The sequence below is a fragment of the Enterococcus sp. AZ179 genome (genome assembly GCF_050498885.1).
Taxonomy (GTDB): domain Bacteria; phylum Bacillota; class Bacilli; order Lactobacillales; family Enterococcaceae; genus Enterococcus_D; species Enterococcus_D entomosocium.
Map to the genome: position 1 here is coordinate 2,088,250 of NZ_JBMHEO010000001.1, position 20,666 is coordinate 2,108,915.

Sequence of the window (20,666 nt, forward strand, 5' to 3'; positions counted from 1 at the left end):
AAAGGAAAATGAGGGGGAATACATGCCGCTTCATAAATTGAGGTATTTCATTGTAGCGATGTTGGTTTTAAGTTGTCTGCTAGTCGCTGATTTCGTAGAAGCCAAAGAAGTGTCCACCGCTAGAACAGAAGGGGTCATCCGTTTTGTTGGTGGTCAGGAACCTGCAAAGCCAGAGCCAAAACCGCCGACAGGAAAATGGCCAGTACCTGAAGATGATTCATCTGGTCACGCAAAAAATGATCGTTTTCCGCAAACGAACAGTCACCAACGACTGCTTATTCGCTGGATAGGTCTGCTGCTCGTCCTCTTGAGTGTGGTCGCTTACTTGAAATTAAGCACACGACGATCAGATCGTGAGAAAAATAGCCTTTAGGCAATACGGTCGCACGCTTGTTTTAGGAAACGACTGTTGTGGTTTTTGAAGAAGTGAGAGGATTAGTAAGCCAACTGGCAACCAGTTCTAGCGAAAAAAGGTTTACGCATCAATCAATAGTAATCATCGTAGATTCTTTCTGCGAATAATAATAGTAAAAGGAGTAATTTTTTATGAAACGTATTTATTTAGCAACAATCGGTGTCATGAGTATCGCTGTGTTATCTGGGGGAGTGACCGCAGCAGCAACCCCCATCCTGGAAGGAAATACCGAAAATGAAGTAGATTTCATCCCTGGGGAGGAGGAAGAGATCGATGTTGAGTTACCTGAAAAAGAGCCAGAGGTAGAAATTGATCCGATCGATCCAGAGGTAACCGGTCCGTTCACTTTGGTGCATGTGCCAAAGCGCTTCGATTTTGGAACCCAAGTGATCAGCACAGGCCCTGGAAAATCCGCAATGCTTGCGGAGCTGGAACGACTGTCTGATGGGTCAGGAACCGCGCCATATGTCTCTTTTGCTCAAGTATTGGATACCCGTGGTGGACACAACGGCTGGACGTTAAATGTCGATTTGGATCAATTTACAAGTACAGATGCCACTTCGAATCATGTATTACGTGGGGCTTATATCGAATTTCAAAATCCACAGATTCGTTCGAATGCATTAGATTCGGCTACTTTCCCAACAGCACCTAGCGATCAATTTAACCATCAAACCATCGATGTTGGAACGGAAGGCAACACCTTGATGTCTGCGGCTCCTGGCCAAGGGGCGGGACTTTCAACGGTTCAATGGGGCAATCAAACCCTGCTAAATCAACAGCATGCAGCTGGGGAAGAGGATATTCTCAATGAAGCGATTTGGCTCCATATACCGACAGGAGCGAATCCGCAAGCAACCGCTTATACGGCTACTCTGACTTGGCATTTAAGTGCCACTCCTGGGAATTAAGGGATAAGTTTTTTGGAAGAACACAGCAAAGAAGCCAGTCTTTTAGCTTGGCTCAGAAGCATGAATAAAGGCACATGATTTTAACGAATCATTTTACCAGTAAGCGCGATAGCGAATGATACGCGTGTTGCGATTAGGGAAAAACGAATCAGGAAGTGAGTAAGGGATATAGGGAATAGGCAGGAGACGAGTTGTTCCTGCCTATTTTGAAAGGAATGATTCATTATGAAGACACAAAGCAAGAGATCAATCAAGAATAGGCTAGTAGCTGGGTTTGTTTTACTGGTGATGGTACTCGTTGGATTGCCGATGACAGGTTGGGCAGAAACACAATCAGAATTGCCATTTCATGTGGTCCCCAATTTGCCGAAAAGCCAATTGCCAGATGGGAATAGTGGCTATTTTGATCTAGAACTAGCACCAGGGACCGATGATGTTCTGGGGGTGACGATTCAAAATCGCGCGGAAAAGGAAATCACGATCGAAGTTTCCGCACATACGGCGTTCACTAACGGAAATGGCGTCGTGGAATATGGCAAAGATGCCGCAGAACCTGATCCGACTTTGCCTTATTCGATAGCTGATCTAATCGAATCACCTGGAGAGATTATTTTGTCAGCTAAGGAAAAAAAGACGATCGAGTTACCCATACATATGCCTGAAGAAGCCTTTACTGGTAGTCTAGTCGGCGGTTTACGTATTCGAGAGGTCATCGCAGAAGCGACTGGATCAGAGGAAGAAGGTGTTGCGATCCAAAATCGGTTTGCTTATATCCTAGGCGTTGTTGTCCGCAATGAAGCGTCTATTATTGAACCAGAGCTTGCGTTATTGGATGTGTTTGCCGGTCAAGTCAATTATCGCAATGCGTTTCGGGCAACGCTACAAAATCCGTTGCCGCGTTTTGTCAATCGACTAGAGGTAGAGGCAACTGTTCGACGAGCGGATCAGGAAGAAGTCTTATATGAGGCGCAGCGTGAAGGGATGCAAATGGCGCCAAATTCACATTTTCATTTTCCCGTTTCATTACAGGGGGATCGTTTTTACAGCGGAGAATATGTAATGAGCTTAACAGCTCGAGCTGAAGGTGAGGAGTGGACATGGGAATATCCGTTTACTGTGGAAGCAGACACAGCACAACAGTTGAATCGTGAGGATGTCACCATTGAAGAGGGGCAAAACTGGTGGTTGATCAGCGCATTAGGACTAGTGATCTTCCTTCTTGGAATAATCATTTGGCTGTTATGGAAGAACAAAAAGCCGACCATGGATACGTAAGAAGTAAAGGAGAGCATGGAATGAAAAAGCAAAACTTGAAATATTGGATTCGCTTGCTGCTTGTTTTTATGGGATTACGCTTGATGAGTGTCCCCCTCATCGTTGTTTTTGCTGAAACCGAACCGCCATACCTCGCACAACCGCTAGCGGATGAGGGAGTTCTGGGGGAGTTTGCCACAGGAACATCTGAGTCTGAAGGGACGGTGCAGTTCAAAGAGCCTAAATTTGCTGGTACGGTAGGTCAACCGCTTACGATCGATTTGGTCAGCGACCAAGCGGTGGCAGAAATCTTCCTAGAATTACCAGCAGAAGTCAAGCTGATGACTGATGTATTGGCACCCGGACAAACAGCAGTAAAACAAAGCGATCAAGGCTGGCAGATCAAAGCAAGTCAAGCACGGCAGACATTTTCTGTTTTGATCGTTGCCGAACTTCCTGGAAGTTTTGTTATAGCCAGTGCAGGGAGCGAAGCGATCGTTGAAATAGCTGCTGCAGAGACAGACACTGAGGAAACACCGAAAGACTTGGAAAATGAGTCCTTAGAATCGCAAGAAACGGATAGTGATCCTGCTGAAAAAGTAGCAGACATTGAGCGTCCGCAGGAGGAGTCAGCGGTACAGGCGGCTAGTGAGATCGTACCAAGCGCCTTTGATGGTGGCACAGCTTACGTAACGACCATGGCGGAGTTTATTAGTGCTTTACAAGATCCAGCCGTATCCATTCTTTCCATACAAGCGGACCTTGTCCAATCTACTTCCAGCATAATGACCATCGATCGTCCGATAATGATTCAAGGAAATGGTCATGCATTGACCCTCAATAACAATAGTGCTTATTTTCAATTATTAACCGTTAACGAAGAAACGATTTTTCGTATCGAAAATCTCACATACCAAAAAATAGGCAATACCGCTTTGATCCAGACCACCAATGCGTTGAGTAAAAACTGGGTCGTTGAACTAGAGGAAGTAGAAGAAGCCTCGGAGAATCGGTCACCTTTTATTTTAGCACGAGAAGCGAAGGTTCACTTTACTGGTGGGATCAATCACTTCGAAGCAATGACGATGGCTTCCGATACCTTGTTCAATCTGAAAGAAGTGGAGGTCGGAAATCAAGCGCAAGTGATTATTAATAAGCCGAATATGTGGATTTTTTATACAGCACCAGATATTCAAGATCCTAGGTTGTTGATCGATGAGGGTGCGCAAGTGAGCATTACTACGCGACTAGGGGATGCGAATACAATCGATTTACGTGGCGATAATGGTCAAATGGAACTCAATCATGGTGCTCGTTTAACTATTCGCAGTCCAGGAACGACTGCTGCTCCGACCAATGGTAATAATAATGCCGTTATTCTGTCTGGGAGAAATCCTCGCTTTATCGCAGCAGAGAATTCAGTTTTTTCAATCGAGGTTACAGAAAGAAAACGCGGGCTTGTTCTGACTGGAGAGCAGCCAGAATTGACGATCCAATCTGGTGCAAACGTAACGATAAACACAATGAATGCGAGCGCCATCCTCTTAAATGGTTTCTTTCCTTCTGCTACGATCGCAGGAGATGAAACACAAGTACGGGTGAACAATGAGACGGCGGCAGATGCCAATGCGATCGAACTAGTAGGAGACAACAGCAATTTTTATCTTTTTGATGGTGGTACGCTCATTGTAGAAAGTCAGGGAGCAGCCACAGCAATGTCGGAGGAACAAAATATTGCACTATTTATGAAGGGGACGGATCCAACAATGGTTGTGGGGGATGCTGCCTTATTGCAGATTGAAACGACACAAAGAAGGCGCGGCGTATTTCTGACTGGTGAGAATCCTAAGTTGACGATCCAGAACGGCTCAAAAGTACGCTTGACCGCCGAAAATGCGAATGCTTTACGGGTCAATGGGAAAAATGCCGACGTCACCATTAGTGGCGAAGAGACACATGTACGGATTTTCAGTGAGATTGCAGCGGCAGAAGGAGCAGCATCCTTTGTTTTATCGACACCGTCGAATGCGGCAGAAGCTGGGGCTCTTACTTTGAGTGAATCAGCAGTCTTAGAGGTCGAAAGCATCACTGCTAGTGCGATCAATATCACTAGTCTGAACTTTACTTTTAAAGTTCAAAGCAATGGACAATTAATAGCTAGCAGCCATGAGGCTGACGGGGACCATGCAGTGATTCGATTTTTATACTTTGGTTTGGTGACCTTTCATGTAACGGATGGTGGAATAGTAAAAGTTCGTAAAATAGGGGGGAGCGCACCCTTGATCCGAATTCCTAGTGGAGGAAATTCTTTTGAGATCACAGAAGGCGGCATCGTTGACCTTTATAATCCGGGAAACGGCAACGCGCATGATGGGAATGTCGCTGGAGGAAATCAAGGAATTTTTTATGCGAGAGGCATCCATAATAACGGGACAGAGAATAATTTTTCAATCGTAGGTGTCGATAGTAAATTTATGTGTGTAGCAGATAGTGGTCCGGGGATTGACATGCATACCTACTTCAATTCAACGATCTACGTTGAACAAGGATATTTCCAAGTGGAAGGGCGGACAAGTTCCCCGAATGGTGGCGTGTTTCGTTCAGGTAAACTATCTGTCTTCTTGAACGATCCAGTCTTTTTTGATTTTCGTAATGAGCGGCTTGATGGAGGAAACATCTTTAGTGTTTCTAATCTTTCAACTTTAACAGCGACGAATAGTGACTTAGCTGTTTGGAAAAACGGGTCAAATCTCTTAGGAGATCCCGATCTAAATTTCCCAACCCTCGATTTTGCTTTTTCAGGAGCTGATTTTGGCACGTTAGGTTTGACGAATAAACCAGAGATATTGAATACGGAGACCTTTGGCAACCAGGGACTGACAGCGTACTCTCGAGTAAGTTCAAACAATGCGCGTTGGGCGATCGTCGATGAGTTACGGGTGCCGACGAATGCGGACAAAAAAATTCATGGGCGAGTCAGCTTGCCTGTTGGTTTTGATGGCACTCGCCCTGCTTGGGATGATGAAGCGAAAGTGACCGTTGAAATTGAAACAGCAGATGGTGAGAAGGAAGAAGTCACTGCGAAAACCGTCGGACATACAGAAGAAACACCGGGGATCAGTATCTATGGAGAAGAGCCGCAAGGAGGGATTTTTGAGATTCCTCTTGAGTCTCCTTTGGAAGCAGGAACCATCGTCCGAGTCGTCGCTGTCGAATTAACCAGCGGCGAACTGACAGAAGGTGCCCAACATCAAATACGGACCGAGTCTGTGCAGGTTTTCCCTGTTTTGCCGCCAACGCCCGCAGCTTTTGCTTCCTACGTACTTCTTGAAGAAACAACTGAGATCCATGGCCACACGGAAGACAAAGAGGTTGAGCTAAGTGCTGCACATAATGGTGCCTGGTTTGATACAGAGGCGGTGGTTATCGATGAAGATGGAACATTTACGATTGATGTAAGTGATCGGCAGTTAAAAGCGGGGGATGAGATCCAAGTCTTTCTGAAAGATTCTGCTGGTTCGGCAAAAGAAGCTGGAGTGATCAATCCGCCGACAACGAATGACGAACACGGCAATCAGAATCCAGCCTCAGAAGTTGTTTTTCGGGACGCTGTGTTTCCCGCTGCAACTACCCTGCGAATCGCCCAGACTGGACCACTGCCACCGGTTGATCCATTAGAACCGGATGTAGAAGTGAATCCAGAAAATCCGTCGGTCATTCCTGAGAACCAAGGGTTGCTCAGTCTTGATTTTGTTTCCCAGTTCCGATTTGGTCAGGTGCCGATCCGCAGTGCCAAAGGAACGTATCACGCACTGCCTCAGCATATGAATCTTGCCGAAGGGGCAACCGAAACTAAGGAACGTCCGAATTATGTGCAAATCACGGATCAGCGTAACGATGCAGAAGAGACGAGTTGGCGTTTATCGGCGACTCTTGATTCGCAGGGCTTCCAAAATGAAGACAATGAGCCCTTGATCGGTGCTCAAATCAGCTTAGCCAATCAACGGCTTATGACGACCTCAGCAAATTCCAATGCCAGTATGCCAGAGCTTTCCACGGTGAATGATAGTGTAACTTTGACGCCAGGTGAAGCGCAGCCTCTACTAACTGGCGACAGTCAGAGTACGGGAACATGGGTCTATCGTTTTGGTGATCAAGAGACGGCAGCCACCAGTGTCGCCTTGGAAGTGCCTGCTGGTGCAAATCCCAAGTTGGGATGGTACCGTGCAACGATTGAATGGTCGTTAAGTAGTGTGCCAGAGTGAAGAAAGAATACTAGTCGGCAATAAGAAACGAATGGAAAAGGTGCTTTTTTCGATGTTTCGCAACGCAAAATTATGGATGATTTTTGGGTTGATGATTTTCAAGAAATTGTTCCAATCATCTGCATCTGGGATCGATTTTATCAGGAGGCATTCAACATCTAAAATATACTCTTCCAAATACTCTGCGTAATTCGTCACGACTAGATCAATCTTGTTTCGTTCAACATAATCTAAAGAAAACTCACTGGAATCAGGAAATTGCAAAATATGATATCGACCAAAATATTTTACGGCAAAAGCATTGATGTGAAGACAAATATGCGCATCCCCTTCTAAAAGAAAGGCGATTCGGCGTGGGTTGCCCCAGTATTTTTCTTTTAATCCTTCAAAGTATAAAGTGAAGCGGGCACTGATTGCTGACAGAGCGATTGCTTCAAAGAGGGGCTGCCTAAAAAGAAACTCTGTATTTTCCTCATACTCTTTAGGGTATTGCGTTTGTGCATAACTGGAAATTTCTTCCATACTTAGATTATAGGTAGGGGAAATCAGCTGTTTTATTTTTTCTGTTATAAAGAAAGAATGGAGAAAAATAAACTCTCGGGACTGATCATGATCGGATATTTGCTGAAACTGGCAAAAATTGGCAGTCAGTTCTTTTAGCTCAGGCCAATGGTCAAAGCGGTTAACAAATGATATTTCCCTGAGATAGTTGTTTATCCCACGGTTACTTGCTAGTAGAGCGAAAAGGTAGACCAGCTCCTCTGACGGTAAAGACAAGGAAAAAGCCGTTTGGAGTCGTTGATTGAGGGGCTGGATTTCTTGGAAGAGCTCATCTGCCAAGACGATCTTTTTTAATTGATCGGAGACAATGACAGTTTCTCCTGCTTGAGTACGCTCAAGGACAATATACAACCAATAACTGATATACCAAAATGAAGCCGTATTATTGGTTTTGCCGCGTATATTTCGAAAAAAATCTAAGACGATGTTTTGCACAGCGATCGTTGGGCGTACCGTATGAGGCGTAGCGTCTGACTCATAATAAAAGGTATGAAAAAATTTGCGAATATCCGCTTCTGATCCGATCAGACGGAAATTCTTGTGATCAACAGATAACTGAAAGGGCCTCAGGGCTTTTTCAAAAAGCGTTAAATAGCGTAAAAGGGAACTTTCAGAAAGATAAAAATAGTCTGCCCATTCGGAAACTGTCCGATATTCTCCCTTAAACAGATGCTCAAGAATAACGAATAATGGTTCATTCTGAAGGAGCGCTCGTTTTCGTTCAAGATATTCCTTCGGTAGTAATTCGTGAAGAGAATAGCCATTCGACGTGGATTCGATCATTAAAGTACTTCCAAAGTAGCTCCGTAGCCCCTCCATATCATAAATGATCGTGCGCCGCGAACTCTGGACAGCTTTTGATAACTCACGATTCGAAAGGGTCTTATGCCGTTCCAAGAGATTCAATAGTTTCAACCAACGAATGGTGGTAGTAGAAGTAATAAACGTCATCTGAAAATTTTTCATTCATAACACTCCCATATGGTCTGTTTGGTGGATCGTCTCTCACGTCTGATTATGGAATATGGATACTGGCAAGGCAAGGGAAAGGTTTTTGGTAGGTAACAAGTGTTTCTTGTACAGGAACACTTGTGCTACTTAGGGATGAAAAGCAAATAACCGAAAAGTCCAACGATTCGTCATAGACATCGTTGGACCTTTCGGCTTTTTCATCAAGCTGTTGCAAACTGGCTGTTATATAGTTGGGCGTAAAGGGAATCTTGTGCCAGCAATTGAGTATGGGAGCCTTTTTCGACGACGGAGCCGTCTTTCATCACTAGAATCAAGTCGGCATTTTTGATGGTAGAAAGACGATGGGCGATGATAAAACTGGTCCTTCCTTGGGTCAAACGATCCATTGCCGTTTGGATCATTTGTTCCGTCCGAGTGTCGACACTGGAGGTGGCTTCATCAAGGATCAGGATCGTTGGGTCCGCTAAAATCGCCCGGGCGATCGTCAATAATTGTTGTTGTCCTTGAGACAGTTCGCTTTCGGAGCCAATGACGGTATCGTAACCGTTGGGCAGGGTCCGCACGAAGTGGTCGCATTGGGCGGCTTTGGCTGCAGCCAAGATGTCTTCCCGAGTGGCATCGGGATTGCCATATGCGATATTTTCAGCAATGGTTCCTTGGAACAGCCATGTATCCTGCAGCACCATACCGAATTTTTTCCGTACTGCCGGTGCCGAAAAGGACATCATGTCTTGATCGTCCAGCAAAATCTTTCCACCGTTCAAAGGATAAAAGCGCATCAAAAGATTGATCATGGTGGTTTTTCCAGCGCCTGTTGGTCCGACGATCGCAACCGTTTGTTTTGGTTTGACGGAAAATTCGACGTTTTCCATCAGGAGTTTTTCCTTGTTGTAGCCGAAGGAGACGTGTTGGAAATCGATTTTTCCTTTGATGGTTTGCGGTACCGGCAGTTGCTGGGTCGCTGTTTCTTCTTCAGGATAATCAAGGATCTCAAAAATTCGTTCGAGAGATGCTAAGGCACTTTGCAAGGTATTCATAATATAAGAAGCTTGCGTGATCGGTTCAGACACTTGGTTGATGTATTGCAGATAGGCTTGTACAAGACCAATGGATAATTGCCCTTGCAACACCATCAGACCACCAACGACGGCGCTTAAGATAAAGCCGATTTGATTGATAAAGCGCACGAAAGGATTGATCGCTGCACTGACGAACTGTGCTTTCCGAAAAGCTTTAAATTGAGCTTCGCTCAATTCCGCCATTTCCGCTTCAACGGCAATTTGCTGGTTGTAGGATTTGATCAGCGGATTTGCGGTATAAAACTCTTCCGCACGACTGCTGACTGCACCTAATGTTTCTTGGTTTTTGGTAAAGTAGCTCAAGTTTTTTCGTGCGAGAACGGTGGTCACAAAAGCACTCAAAAGCAAAATCAGAACCACGCCGATCGTCAGTAATGGGCTGAGATAAAGCATGGCAATCAAGCCGAAGGTAATGCTGATGGTTGCGGTGATCAACTGCATCAAACCGACTTGCAAGACTTCAGATACTTTATCTAAATCGAGAATCACTCGGCTTAAAATATCGCCAGTATGATGTTTGTCGTAAAAACTGATAGGCAGGCGATTGAATTTGTCACTGATTTGTTTGCGTAAAGTCAAGGTCAGGGTTTCACTGACACTGGCCATCGTATACTCTTGCAGCAAGGAAAAGAGACTAATCAAAAGCCAGGTTCCTGCTAAAAGGACGACTGGACCTAAAATACTTTGCCAAAAATCATTGATCTGCCAGCCTTCTTGTTGAAACAAGGCGATCAGATTATCCAGTCCACGTCCCAAGATCAAAGGGGCGATGGACATCAGTAAGGAAAAGAACAAGGCAGAGACGATGATCAGCAGAAAGCGGGCTTTTTGTTCCATTAGTAATCGAAGTAGGCGCCGGCTTGTATGTTTCATGTTTTTTGGTGTATCCATTGTTTGTTTACTCATCCTTCATTCCTCCCATTCCTTGAGATGAGGCAAACTCTTGATAAGTTTGGCAAGTGCGTAATAATTCTTCGTGGGTTCCTTTACCGACCATCTTGCCGTTATCCAAGACAATGATTTGATCGGCATTTTTAACGGTCGATACCCGTTGAGCAACGATAATGACGGCTGCATCTTTCGTGTATTCTTTCAATGCACGCCGCAAGTTGGCGTCTGTTTGATAATCCAAAGCAGAAAAGCTGTCATCAAAGAAGTAGATTTCTGCGGGCTTTGTTAGCGCTCGGGCAATACTCAGCCGTTGCTTTTGACCGCCGGAGAAATTGCTGCCTTTTTGAGCAACTGGACTTTCATAACCTTCAGGTAAGCCTTCGATAAATGACTTGGCTTGGGCAACTTCAGCGGCTTTTGCCATCGCCTCATGGGTTGCTGGACGATTGCCGAAACGCAAGGTTTCTTGAATCGTGCCGCTAAGCAAGAGCGCTTTTTGCGGGACATAACTAATTTGGTCCCGTAATTCGGCTTGTGAGATCTCTTTGATGTTGCGGCCAAAAAGCGTGATCGAACCAGCAGTCACATCTTTGAAACGCAACAGCGCTTTGGCGATGGTGCTTTTGCCAGAGCCGGTTCCGCCAACGATCGCTGTCGTTTTGCCTCGGTGGATCTCGAAGCTAATATCTTCTAAGACAGGTTCTTCGGCGCCTTCATACGTAAATTGCACGTGATTGAAAGCGGCGATCGTTTCTGACAAGGCGGATTTGTTTAAGGTTTGGTCACCGTCAATCAAATCAATTGGTTCTTCTAAGACTTCTTCGATTCGTTGTAAGGAAGTCAAGCCTTTAGGCACCATCACGATCACCATCGCTGCCATGGTCAAAAACCAAAGGCTCAAAATCGTGTATTCGATAATGGCAGTAATACTACCAATAGCTAGGTGGCCCTGAAGACTTTGATAGCCGCCGTAGACTAGGATGGTCGAAATCGAGAGTCCCATTACTAAGTTGACGGTCGGATTCAAGACAGCAAAGAGGCGATTGACTTTAATCATGGTTTTCGCATATTCCGTCAAGGTTTGATCTGTCCGTTCTTTTTCGTAAGCCGCTTTGTCAAATGCCCGAATCACCCGAGCGCCGGTAAAGGTTTCTCGTAAGATCCGCATCATGTTATCGACTAGTTTTTGCGTGATTTGTGATAATGGGATCGCTTTGCGAATCACCCCATAAGCGATCATTGAAAAACATAGGATCGCTACGATTGGGACCCAAATCATCCGTAAAGAGACGGTGCCGGTTAGAAAAATCGAAGCTGCGACGATCATTGGGGCTGGCAAAATCATTTGCAGCGCCATCATCAAAATTTGTTGGATGTTGTTGATGTCGCTGGTGGTACGTGCCAGCAAAGTGGGTGTACCATAGCCATCAACAGCGGATACAGAGAGTTCTTGTGTTTTTTTGAAAAAGCGCATCCGCAAAAAATGCCCGAATTTTCCTGAAAGGTGGGCAGATAAATAACTACCGCCTACCGAGACGATCACGGTGCCGATGGCAATGGCAAACATCCACCAGCCATTGTGCCAAATGGCCGTCGTGTCGACTTTTAAGATCCCTTCATCAATGATTTTTGCCAAAAAATACGGCAACAAGAGTGTGCCGAAGGATTGGACTAGCATCAAAAGAAATAAACTGAAAAAGAAGCGTCGTTCTTCTTTATAAAATAACTGTAATTGTTTCATGATTTCCCTCCAAAAATGTCGTTCTATGGTAGAATAAACTGTAACGTTACGTTACAGTCAAGCAAGGAGTGAAATTTTTTTGAAAAAACAATTGACCATCAGTGAGATGTCCGCTTATGCTGGCGTGAGTCGGCGCACATTGATTTATTATGATCAAATCGATTTGTTCAAACCGCAATCGATTGGTGAAAACAGCTATCGCTATTACGGCTTTGAACAATGCCTTGAGTTAGACGTGATTTTGATGTTGCGTTCTTTAGACATGCCCTTGCAAGACATTCGCCAATTTTTGAAAAACCGCAACCCGGAATATACGCAAAAGGAACTTGTGGAACGGCGAGGACAAGTCCGTGACAAAATCGCTGCGCTACAAGAATTGGAACGAACCTTCGATCGCTACATCCAGCGCTATGAAAAAGTACAGAAAGCCGATTTTGAGACCTTTACGATAGCGCAGCACGAAGCAGAGGCGTTTATCGTTTCCGAAGAGATCGCTGGCGATGATCCAGAATCTGCTTATCAAGTGTACGCCCGTTTTTATCCACTAGTGGATTATAAAGATGCCTTCAGTGGCTATCCCATCGGCTTTTTAAGTGCAGGAACGACGTTGGAGGATCAGACTTTTCACGCATCGCCTTATCGGGCATTGATCTTGATTCCCCAAGATCGGCTACATCTCTATCCGGAAAAGCTGATCATCACACGTCCCGCTGGTACGTATGTTTCTGGATTTGTCAGTGAGGGAGAAGAACAAATTGCCGCTTTTACCCACCGCATCCAAGCCTTTCTAAAAGAGAAGCAGTTGAAAATCGATGGCGATGTTTGGGAATTGTTATGGCAAGATGAAGTCTTTACCACACAAAAAGAATTGCAGATATTTGAAGTGATGGTTCCAGTGAAGCCCGAGTAATGTACGAGGCACGCGTATCTGTAAGAAACGAAAACTAAGATACGCAATAGCAATGATTATTGCCGCTGGCTTTTCATATAGAAGCAAAGGAGATGACTAAGCCAGATCCCTTCCATACAAAAAGCCCTGTGAAGCGTTGAAATTCCCATTTTGCTTTTTTCTCGTTATACTTGAAAGAACAGATGAGAAAAAAGGGGAAATTTTAATGAAAAAAGAAACAGGAATCCGCTCGCTTTATGCGTTGATTGGTGTCGCCATTTTAGGATTCGGGGCGGCATTGCTGCGGGTCGGCGGAGTGGGGCTAGACCCATACACAGCAGCCAATATCGGTGTCGGCGAGCTGCTAGGGTTATCCCTTGGGGTCTATCAATTGATGATCAATATCGCTGTCCTAGTATTGATTTTTATCTTTGGCCGTCGTCATATCGGCATCGGGACGGTCATCAATATGGTGCTGACAGGATTTTTCATCGACTTTTATACCAACGTTTTTGATTGGTTATCCGTCGGTCCGAATAATTGGTGGCAGCAAGGTTTGTTCTTGTTGATCGGGATCATCTTCTTTACCTTCGGAGCTTCATTTTATATGTCAGCGAATTTGGGCAGCGCCCCCTATGACGCGATCGCCCCAACCATCGTCGATCAGACGAAAGCCAATTATCGAGTGGTGCGGGTGATTCAAGATGTTGCCTTTGCCTTGATTGGACTTTTCACAGGCGGGCCGATCGGGATCGGAACCTTCATCAGTGCCTTTTTAGTGGGCCCACTGATCAAATTCTGGGACAACCGTGTCTCTGAGCCATTCATCGAAAGCAGTGTCAAAAAAGCGATTTTTAAATAAAAAAAGGTCTGCAGCAAAGAGAAGTCGAAGCGATTTAGTCGCCCACTTCACTCAGCTGCAGTTTTTTTGCCATTTGCTCAAGGAATTCTTGCATAATTGCTTCTCAGTCGCTAGAATAAAAAAGCCGAGGAGGGGTAGTATGCAATTACCAACACCATTTATTGAAAAATACCAACGGTTGCTAGGAGAAGAAGCACCAGCTTTTTTTACCGCTTTAACCGATAATCAGCCAGTCAAAGGCTTTCGCTTGAATGTTGCTAAGCCGCACGCACAAGCGATGCTGGCAAAATATGGACCAGCTGCTGTACCCGCCCCCTATGCAGAAGCGGCTTATATTGGCGAAGTCAAAGGCCGTTCGTTGCTCCATCAAGCTGGCTATGTCTACAGCCAAGAACCTAGTGCGATGATCGTGGCAACGATCGCAGCCGCTCAACCAGGGGAGCGGGTCTTAGATTTATGTGCGGCACCGGGAGGCAAAACAACGCAGCTGGCAAGCCAATTACAAGGAAAAGGGCTGCTTGTAGCAAATGAGATTTTCCCGAAGCGTGCCAAAATCCTATCAGAAAATGTGGAGCGTTGGGGCTTTCCGAATGTAGTCGTCACCAATCAGGCTCCACAAGAATTGAGCCGCCATTTTCCTCAGTTTTTTGACAAGATCGTGGTGGACGCCCCATGTTCTGGTGAAGGGATGTTTCGTAAAGATCCCGTCGCCTTAGAAGAATGGCAGGCAGAAACACCTGATCAGTGTGCGATCAGGCAAAAAGACATTTTGGCACAAGCCGTTGCGATGCTAAAACCGGGGGGCCAGCTGATCTATTCCACCTGTACCTTTGCCCCTGAAGAAAACGAAGCGATGATGGCTTGGTTAATGGAGGAGTATCCCTTCACAATCGAAGCGATCGACTTGGCCAATGTATCTCATGGGCGCAGCGAGTGGGGAGCTGCATCTGGGATCGAGAAAACCATCCGCTTATGGCCGCATTTAAACCAAGGAGAAGGTCATTTCGCTGCGAAATTGACCTCCCAAGCAGAAGCAGCGCCAGTGAAAAAGAAGAAAAAAGGCAAAGGAGCGACAGCCAAGAGCCCATTGGATGCAACGACTCAAAAGTTGTGGCAAGCCTTTCACAAGGAGTTTCCTTTTTTACAGGCACTGAATGCGACACCTCAGCTGCTAGGAGAAAACCTTTGGCTCGTCCCTGAAGAAATGCCTTCTTTAAAAGGGATCAAGTTTATGCGCCCAGGTTTGCATGTCGGCGTCGTTAAGAAGAATCGGATCGAACCTAGTTATGCGTTGGCATTGGCGATCCATGCAGAAGAAGGGGCACCGACAGTGCCGATCACTTTGCGGCAATGGCAGCAGTATGTGGCAGGTGAAACCATGAGCGTGCCAGGAAATGCTGGATGGGTGATTTTGACAGTCGATGAGATCCCCGTCGGTTTTGGAAAACAAGTCCAAGGAACTGTGAAAAACTTCTTTCCAAAAGGATTAAGATTCAAAGCGATTTAAACGAAATAGTGTTTTTATTTCAGTCCTCGTGCTATGATGGAAGTAGCAAAATAAGGGAGCTGATCGATATGAAAACATCATCAAAAGTAACGATTGGATTAAGCATTGCAGCGATCGCTGGGATCACTACTGCCGTCGTTGTATCAGACAAAGTATTCAATAAAGTACGCTTCGCTTGCAACCGACACAAAGTAAAGAAATTTGTCGATGACAAATTCAACGGCAATGAAAAATTGTTGGATGTCGTAGACGGCTTGTCTGACAATGAATTGGATTCGTTGTTAGGTGTGATGAAAAAAGTCAATGAGGGTCGCAACAAAATCTCTGTTTACGGAGACAACATCAAAGATTCGACAGAACATGTCAAAGACAAGTTGACGAGCTTTGTTGATTCCGTCTTTTAAGCCAATCATTCCATTTGAAACTCGCAGGGACATCGGTCTTTGCGAGTTTTTCTCGTCTTTCTAAGCGTTTTTCGTTATACTAACAAGGAAATGCACGAAATGGTGCGAGGTAGAGGAGTGAAAGTGAAGTCGTGGAAAAAACAAGTACCTTGACTGCCGAGGAAAAAGCGTTCTTTATGGAAGAAGCAATCAAAGAAGCCCGAAAAGCAGAAGGTGTGGCAGAAGTACCGATCGGTGCTGTCGTCGTCTTGGATGGCAAAATCATTGGTCGTGGGCACAATCTACGAGAAACGCAGCAACAAGCCGCAGCGCATGCGGAGATGTTTGCGATCGAGGAAGCCTGTCGCACTGTCGGAAGTTGGCGCTTAGAACAAGCGCAGCTGTTTGTGACCTTGGAACCATGCCCGATGTGCAGTGGGGCGATGTTATTGGCACGGGTGGAAGAAGTGTATTTTGGTGCCTACGATCCCAAAGGCGGCACTGCTGGTACATTGATGAATTTATTGGAAGATGAGCGCTTCAACCATTGGTCCTATGTGGAAGGCGGCATTTTAGAAGAAGCATGCGGCCAGCTGCTAACAGATTTTTTCCGAGCATTACGAGAAAAGAAAAAACAAAAAAAGGCTGGCAATCTCTAACGAAATACGTTATACTAAGTTTTGCCGAAAGGCTAGGACAATGGAGGTCTTGTGAAGCGTGTCAGATCCGGAAGGAAGCAGCACTAAGCAGGATTCTCCATGTGTCTGATTGAAAAACTGCTTGTTTTGAAGAAAGCAGTAGTACTAATTGAATCGATGATCATTCAAACCTGAGACAGACTGTCTTAGGTTTTTTTATTGTCTGAAAGTCTTTGTGACACCAAGGGCTGTTCTAATTGTATTCTGCTTTAAATCTAGGCAATCGATAGCAGCTCTCAGAGGGGTAAGTTGTATTTTTGATACAAAGGCTTTATTCCTGTTTAGAACCTTACTCTGATAACTTTTCCGTTGGCGATTTTTGTACTCTCAAAGAATCAGTAGTTCTGACGAACTGAAACATGGAATACCTGCTCTCGATATTCGATAGAATCGTCGTTTCAAGAACTCTTTATTTTCGCTTCAACAAATTGCCGCCGCCGTGTTATCGGTTGCAATTCCCCCAAATAACCAGAAAAAATCACTTTCCTTTTTACAGTCAGAAAAGTGATTTTTTCTTTTGAACAACTGTCACTGTAACTGTTTCTTTTTTACAAAAAGTCACCATTCTTTTCCAAGCATTCCAATGGTTTCCCAGAGATTTTATGCTATGCTTATTTTGTAGAGAATTCCGTCGTCTTTCTACTGGCAACCCTTGATGCCAAGAGAAACGGATAGTGATTTCAGGCGACGTATTTGAAAAGAGGCGCACAATGGAAAAAATTACGATTATCCATACCAACGATCTGCATTCCCACCTAGAACATTGGCCGAAGATGCGGCGTTATTTGGATCAAAGAAAACGAGAAGCGGATACGACCGAAGAGACAGTGATCGCGGTCGACTTAGGCGACTTTGTCGATCGCTGGCATCCTTTGACAGAAGCAACTGACGGCAAGGCGAATGTCGACTTGATGAATCAAGGGCATTATGATGCGGTGACGATTGGGAACAATGAAGGGGTCGGCAATCCCAAAGAGGTCTTGCAGCATTTATATGACCAAGCAGAATTTCCTGTCATTTTAGGCAACTTATTTGATAAACAGGATTTACGTCCACCCAAATGGGCACAAGAATACAAAATCATGGAAAGCAATCAAGGAGCCAAAATCGGTCTGATCGCTTTTACAGCACCGTTTCCGCTGACATATGCCCCCAACGGTTGGGACATTCGCGAACCCTTGGAGATTTTGCCTTCACTGGTGCAGCATTTGCGCCCCGAGGTCGATCTGCTGGTCTTGATGAGCCATCTAGGCATCAATGCTGACCGCCAGATTGCGAGGGACTTTCCAGAACTAGATGTTATTTTAGGTTCCCACACGCACCATTTGTTTGAAAAGGGCGAAGTCATCAATGGGGTTCAAATTGGCGCAGCTGGCAAGTTTGGTTTTAACATTGGCGAAGTCGAAGTGGTCTTAGATGAACACCACCGCCCGATCAAGCATCGTGCACGTGTGATTCCGACTGATTCGCTGGTGGCTTTTCCGCAAGATGAGGAAGAGATCGTCGAATATCAATCGATCGGTCATCGCTTGTTGCGGGCAAATCAGGTGGCAGAAATTCCAGCAGCGTTTACGAGGGATTGGCAAAGTCAACATTCCTTGGTTCGGGAGGCACTTTTGGCATTATGTGCCAAAGGACAGACGGATGCCGCCATCTTAAATACGGGGCTATTTTTAGATGATTTGCCGCAAGGACGGGTCGATCAAGATCAACTGCACACGATTTTACCCCATCCGATGCATTTGATTCGGGTGACGCTGCAAGGCGCAGATGTCATTCGACTGGTCTTAGAAATGGAAAAAAATCGCAACTTTTTGCGCAATTTCCCAATTATGGGAATGGGCTTTCGAGGGAAGATTTTTGGCGAACTGGTTTATGAAGGCATTCGCTTTGATGAAAAAAACCACCAAGTATTGTGGAAACAAGAGCCCGTCGATCCTGCTCAAAGCTACACGTTGACTCTTGTGGATCACTACTTGTTTATTCCGTTTTTCCCGACGATCGAGATTGCTGGAACAGTTGAGTTTCTTTTTCCAGACTTTATTCGGACGGTGGTCGGTGATTACTTGAGTCAGAAATACCCTATTCAGTAGTTGGTACCCCTCCAGTGGTTTTTTGAGGAAAACCGCGACTATCATTGAGGAATAAAACAAGGTATAATAAACAGCAGGTGGTGAAAAAATGACCGAAAAACAAACGATCACAGATGAAATGACATCTGTACTAGAAGAAATTATTGAAGAACCAGCGAAACAACCGCAAAAAGGCGAGTTGGTGACTTTGTTGAATGATGAAGAATTAATGATTGGCAATCGACAATACAAATTGGTCATGGATTATCGTGAAGGCTTCGATCCTGAAAAACTTGGTGAGCGTTACAGTGAAGTTTTGGCACGCTATGATTATATCGTAGGTGATTGGGGTTATGAACAGCTACGCTTGAAAGGCTTTTTTGAAAAGGATAACCGCAAAGCATTACCCGATCAGCGTATTGACATGCTGGAAGACTATTTGTATGAGTATTGCAACTTCGGTTGTGCCTATTTCGTGATCCAGAGGGTTGGCGGCAAGAAAGAAAAAAGTACCTCCCGAAGACGTAAGAAAAAGCCAGCTCAAACGAATCAAAATCAAACTACACAACAAAACGCACATATAGAAGAAAAGCGTGAAGCAATTCCGCAGAAGAAAAGCAAACCAACGATCAAAAATCGTAAACCAAAAGAAAAAAACGTCAAAAAAACCGAAACAACTACGGTGAAAAAAGGCAAAAAAGAGTTTACGATTCGACAAAGGGAAGAATAAGATGAAATATAAAGGCTATTTGATTGATCTAGACGGCACGATTTATTTAGGAAAAGAGCCGATCCCTGCTGGGAAACGCTTCGTAGAATCCTTACAAGAAAAAGGACTGCCCTATTTATTTGTGACCAACAATACGACCCGCAGTCCCGAAGTCGTGGCACAGCGATTGGCGGATGAATTTTCGATTCACGTGGCACCAGAAACGATCTATACCGCAAGCTTGGCAACGATCGATTTTATGAAAGACCATGGCAAAGGCCGCAAAGTGTTTGTGATCGGCGAAGCGGGGTTGATCGATTTGATCTTAGCTGCTGGATTTGAGTGGGAAGAAACCAATCCGGATTATGTCGTGGTTGGTTTAGACAACCACGTGACGTATGAAAAATTTGTTTTAGCAACGTTAGCGATCCAAAAAGGAGCTACCTTTATCGGGACCAATCCAGACAAAAATATCCCGACGGAAAGAGGCTTGTTGCCAGGTGCGGGTTCACTGATTGCAATGGTGGAGACTGCCACCCAAACGCAACCAATTTTTATTGGCAAGCCAGAAGCCATCATTATGGAAAAAGCGGTGGCACACATCGGCTTATCAAAAGAAGAGGTCTTGATGGTGGGGGACAATTACGAAACCGATATTCGCTCGGGGATCCAAAACGGGATCGATTCTTTGCTCGTATTATCTGGCTTTACCCCGAAAGCGGCGGTTCCGACATTACCGGTAGCACCAACCTATGTGGTTGATTCTTTAGATGAGTGGGATTTTGAACAATGAAAAAACAAGTGTGGCTTGAACGCTTAGGATTTGTCTGCTTGTTTTTGTTTTTGGTCAGTCTAGCGATCACCCTAACGATCAATTTTCGACCGTTATATTGGTTTGATGTCGATCACTTAAATCTGCTGGATTATACCTCGCTAACAAGAGAAGAGTTGTTGAAGAACTATGGCTTATTGTTAGATTTTCTAAACAATCCCTTTGCAAGTACGCTCGCCTTGCCAGATTTTCCAATGTCTGAAGCGGGGGCTGGTCATTTCTACGATGTAAAACAGTTGTTTCTATTAAATTATGCTGTGATGATCGTCACGTTGCTGCCGAGTATCTGGTTCGTCAATCGGCTACGACAAAACCAACAGCAATGGCGCTTGATTCGTCCTTTTCAATGGGGGATGATATTGCCGCTGATTTTCGGGTTTTTGATGGCAGTCGGCTTTGATCGCTTTTTCGTTACGTTCCATGAGATTTTCTTCAGTAACGATGATTGGCTATTTAATCCAGCCACCGATCCGATCATCAACGTATTGCCAGAAACGTTTTTCATGCATTGCTTTATTCTCTTTTTTGTCTTGATTGAAGTCTTCTTTTTTGCTTTCTATTGGTGGGGCAAACGAGGCTTGAAAAAAACAGCGTAATGAAAAAAAAACCAACGATCCACTTCCTT

The 20,666-nt window shown here is 44.9% G+C and carries 16 protein-coding genes and 1 other RNA gene; 14 read left to right on the forward strand and 3 right to left on the reverse strand.

What is annotated here, in order from left to right; translation table 11 throughout:
• Window positions 1-22: 22 nt before the first annotated feature.
• The 4 genes from IGI88_RS09790 to IGI88_RS09805 all read left to right on the forward strand — a co-directional run bounded on the left by IGI88_RS09790 (window position 23) and on the right by IGI88_RS09805 (window position 6,845).
• Window positions 23-373: a cell wall protein gene (locus tag IGI88_RS09790; protein WP_228100637.1), complete on the forward strand. Its 351-nt coding sequence runs from the start codon at window positions 23-25 to the stop codon at window positions 371-373.
• A 173-nt stretch (window positions 374-546) separates the two neighbouring features.
• Window positions 547-1,326 carry a WxL domain-containing protein gene (locus IGI88_RS09795; RefSeq protein WP_008378042.1) on the forward strand — a complete coding sequence of 260 codons (780 nt, stop codon included), beginning with the start codon at window positions 547-549 and terminating at the stop codon, window positions 1,324-1,326.
• Between the two features lie 225 nt (window positions 1,327-1,551).
• Window positions 1,552-2,601, forward strand: coding sequence for a WxL protein host-binding domain-containing protein (locus IGI88_RS09800; RefSeq protein WP_086299131.1), 1,050 nt, complete (start codon window positions 1,552-1,554; stop codon window positions 2,599-2,601).
• Between the two features lie 20 nt (window positions 2,602-2,621).
• Window positions 2,622-6,845: a WxL domain-containing protein gene (locus IGI88_RS09805; RefSeq protein WP_429960391.1), complete on the forward strand. Its 4,224-nt coding sequence runs from the start codon at window positions 2,622-2,624 to the stop codon at window positions 6,843-6,845.
• Here IGI88_RS09805 and IGI88_RS09810 read toward each other — a convergent pair.
• The 3 genes from IGI88_RS09810 to IGI88_RS09820 all read right to left on the reverse strand — a co-directional run bounded on the left by IGI88_RS09810 (window position 6,825) and on the right by IGI88_RS09820 (window position 12,089).
• Window positions 6,825-8,372, reverse strand: a complete 1,548-nt coding sequence (locus IGI88_RS09810; protein WP_429960392.1) for a helix-turn-helix domain-containing protein — start codon at window positions 8,370-8,372, stop codon at window positions 6,825-6,827. The genes IGI88_RS09805 and IGI88_RS09810 overlap by 21 nt on opposite strands.
• Before the next feature lie 206 nt (window positions 8,373-8,578).
• A complete protein-coding gene (locus IGI88_RS09815; protein WP_005231996.1) occupies window positions 8,579-10,363 on the reverse strand; it encodes an ABC transporter ATP-binding protein in 1,785 nt (594 codons plus the stop codon).
• A complete protein-coding gene (locus tag IGI88_RS09820; RefSeq protein ID WP_086299134.1) occupies window positions 10,356-12,089 on the reverse strand; it encodes an ABC transporter ATP-binding protein in 1,734 nt (577 codons plus the stop codon). Before IGI88_RS09820 ends, IGI88_RS09815 begins: the two co-directional genes overlap by 8 nt.
• Window positions 12,090-12,195: 106 nt before the next feature.
• On the opposite strand from IGI88_RS09820, the gene IGI88_RS09825 reads away from it, so the two are divergent.
• The 10 genes from IGI88_RS09825 (at window position 12,196) to IGI88_RS09870 (ending at window position 20,637) form a co-directional block, all read left to right on the forward strand.
• On the forward strand, window positions 12,196-12,999 hold the full coding sequence (locus IGI88_RS09825) for a MerR family transcriptional regulator (protein WP_016611256.1): 804 nt from the start codon (window positions 12,196-12,198) through the stop codon (window positions 12,997-12,999).
• 205 nt (window positions 13,000-13,204) lie between these two features.
• A complete protein-coding gene (locus IGI88_RS09830; protein WP_008378064.1) occupies window positions 13,205-13,840 on the forward strand; it encodes a YczE/YyaS/YitT family protein in 636 nt (211 codons plus the stop codon).
• 139 nt (window positions 13,841-13,979) lie between these two features.
• Window positions 13,980-15,347 carry an RsmB/NOP family class I SAM-dependent RNA methyltransferase gene (locus tag IGI88_RS09835; RefSeq protein WP_086299135.1) on the forward strand — a complete coding sequence of 456 codons (1,368 nt, stop codon included), beginning with the start codon at window positions 13,980-13,982 and terminating at the stop codon, window positions 15,345-15,347.
• Between the two features lie 68 nt (window positions 15,348-15,415).
• Window positions 15,416-15,751: a hypothetical protein gene (locus IGI88_RS09840; protein WP_005227636.1), complete on the forward strand. Its 336-nt coding sequence runs from the start codon at window positions 15,416-15,418 to the stop codon at window positions 15,749-15,751.
• A gap of 131 nt (window positions 15,752-15,882) precedes the next feature.
• Window positions 15,883-16,389 (forward strand): tRNA adenosine(34) deaminase TadA, encoded by a 507-nt coding sequence (tadA, locus tag IGI88_RS09845; protein ID WP_005231990.1) that lies wholly within the window; start codon window positions 15,883-15,885, stop codon window positions 16,387-16,389.
• Between the two features lie 29 nt (window positions 16,390-16,418).
• Window positions 16,419-16,505, forward strand: an RNA gene (gene ffs / locus IGI88_RS09850) — signal recognition particle sRNA small type.
• Window positions 16,506-17,138: 633 nt separating this feature from the next.
• Window positions 17,139-18,521 (forward strand): bifunctional metallophosphatase/5'-nucleotidase, encoded by a 1,383-nt coding sequence (locus IGI88_RS09855; protein WP_429960393.1) that lies wholly within the window; start codon window positions 17,139-17,141, stop codon window positions 18,519-18,521.
• An 88-nt stretch (window positions 18,522-18,609) separates the two neighbouring features.
• Entirely contained in the window at window positions 18,610-19,230 is a 621-nt protein-coding gene (locus IGI88_RS09860) for a YutD family protein (protein WP_005231988.1), read from the forward strand.
• A 1-nt stretch (window position 19,231) separates the two neighbouring features.
• Window positions 19,232-20,002, forward strand: coding sequence for a TIGR01457 family HAD-type hydrolase (locus tag IGI88_RS09865; RefSeq protein WP_061053784.1), 771 nt, complete (start codon window positions 19,232-19,234; stop codon window positions 20,000-20,002).
• On the forward strand, window positions 19,999-20,637 hold the full coding sequence (locus IGI88_RS09870) for a TIGR01906 family membrane protein (protein WP_008378077.1): 639 nt from the start codon (window positions 19,999-20,001) through the stop codon (window positions 20,635-20,637). Before IGI88_RS09865 ends, IGI88_RS09870 begins: the two co-directional genes overlap by 4 nt.
• Window positions 20,638-20,666 lie beyond the last annotated feature (29 nt).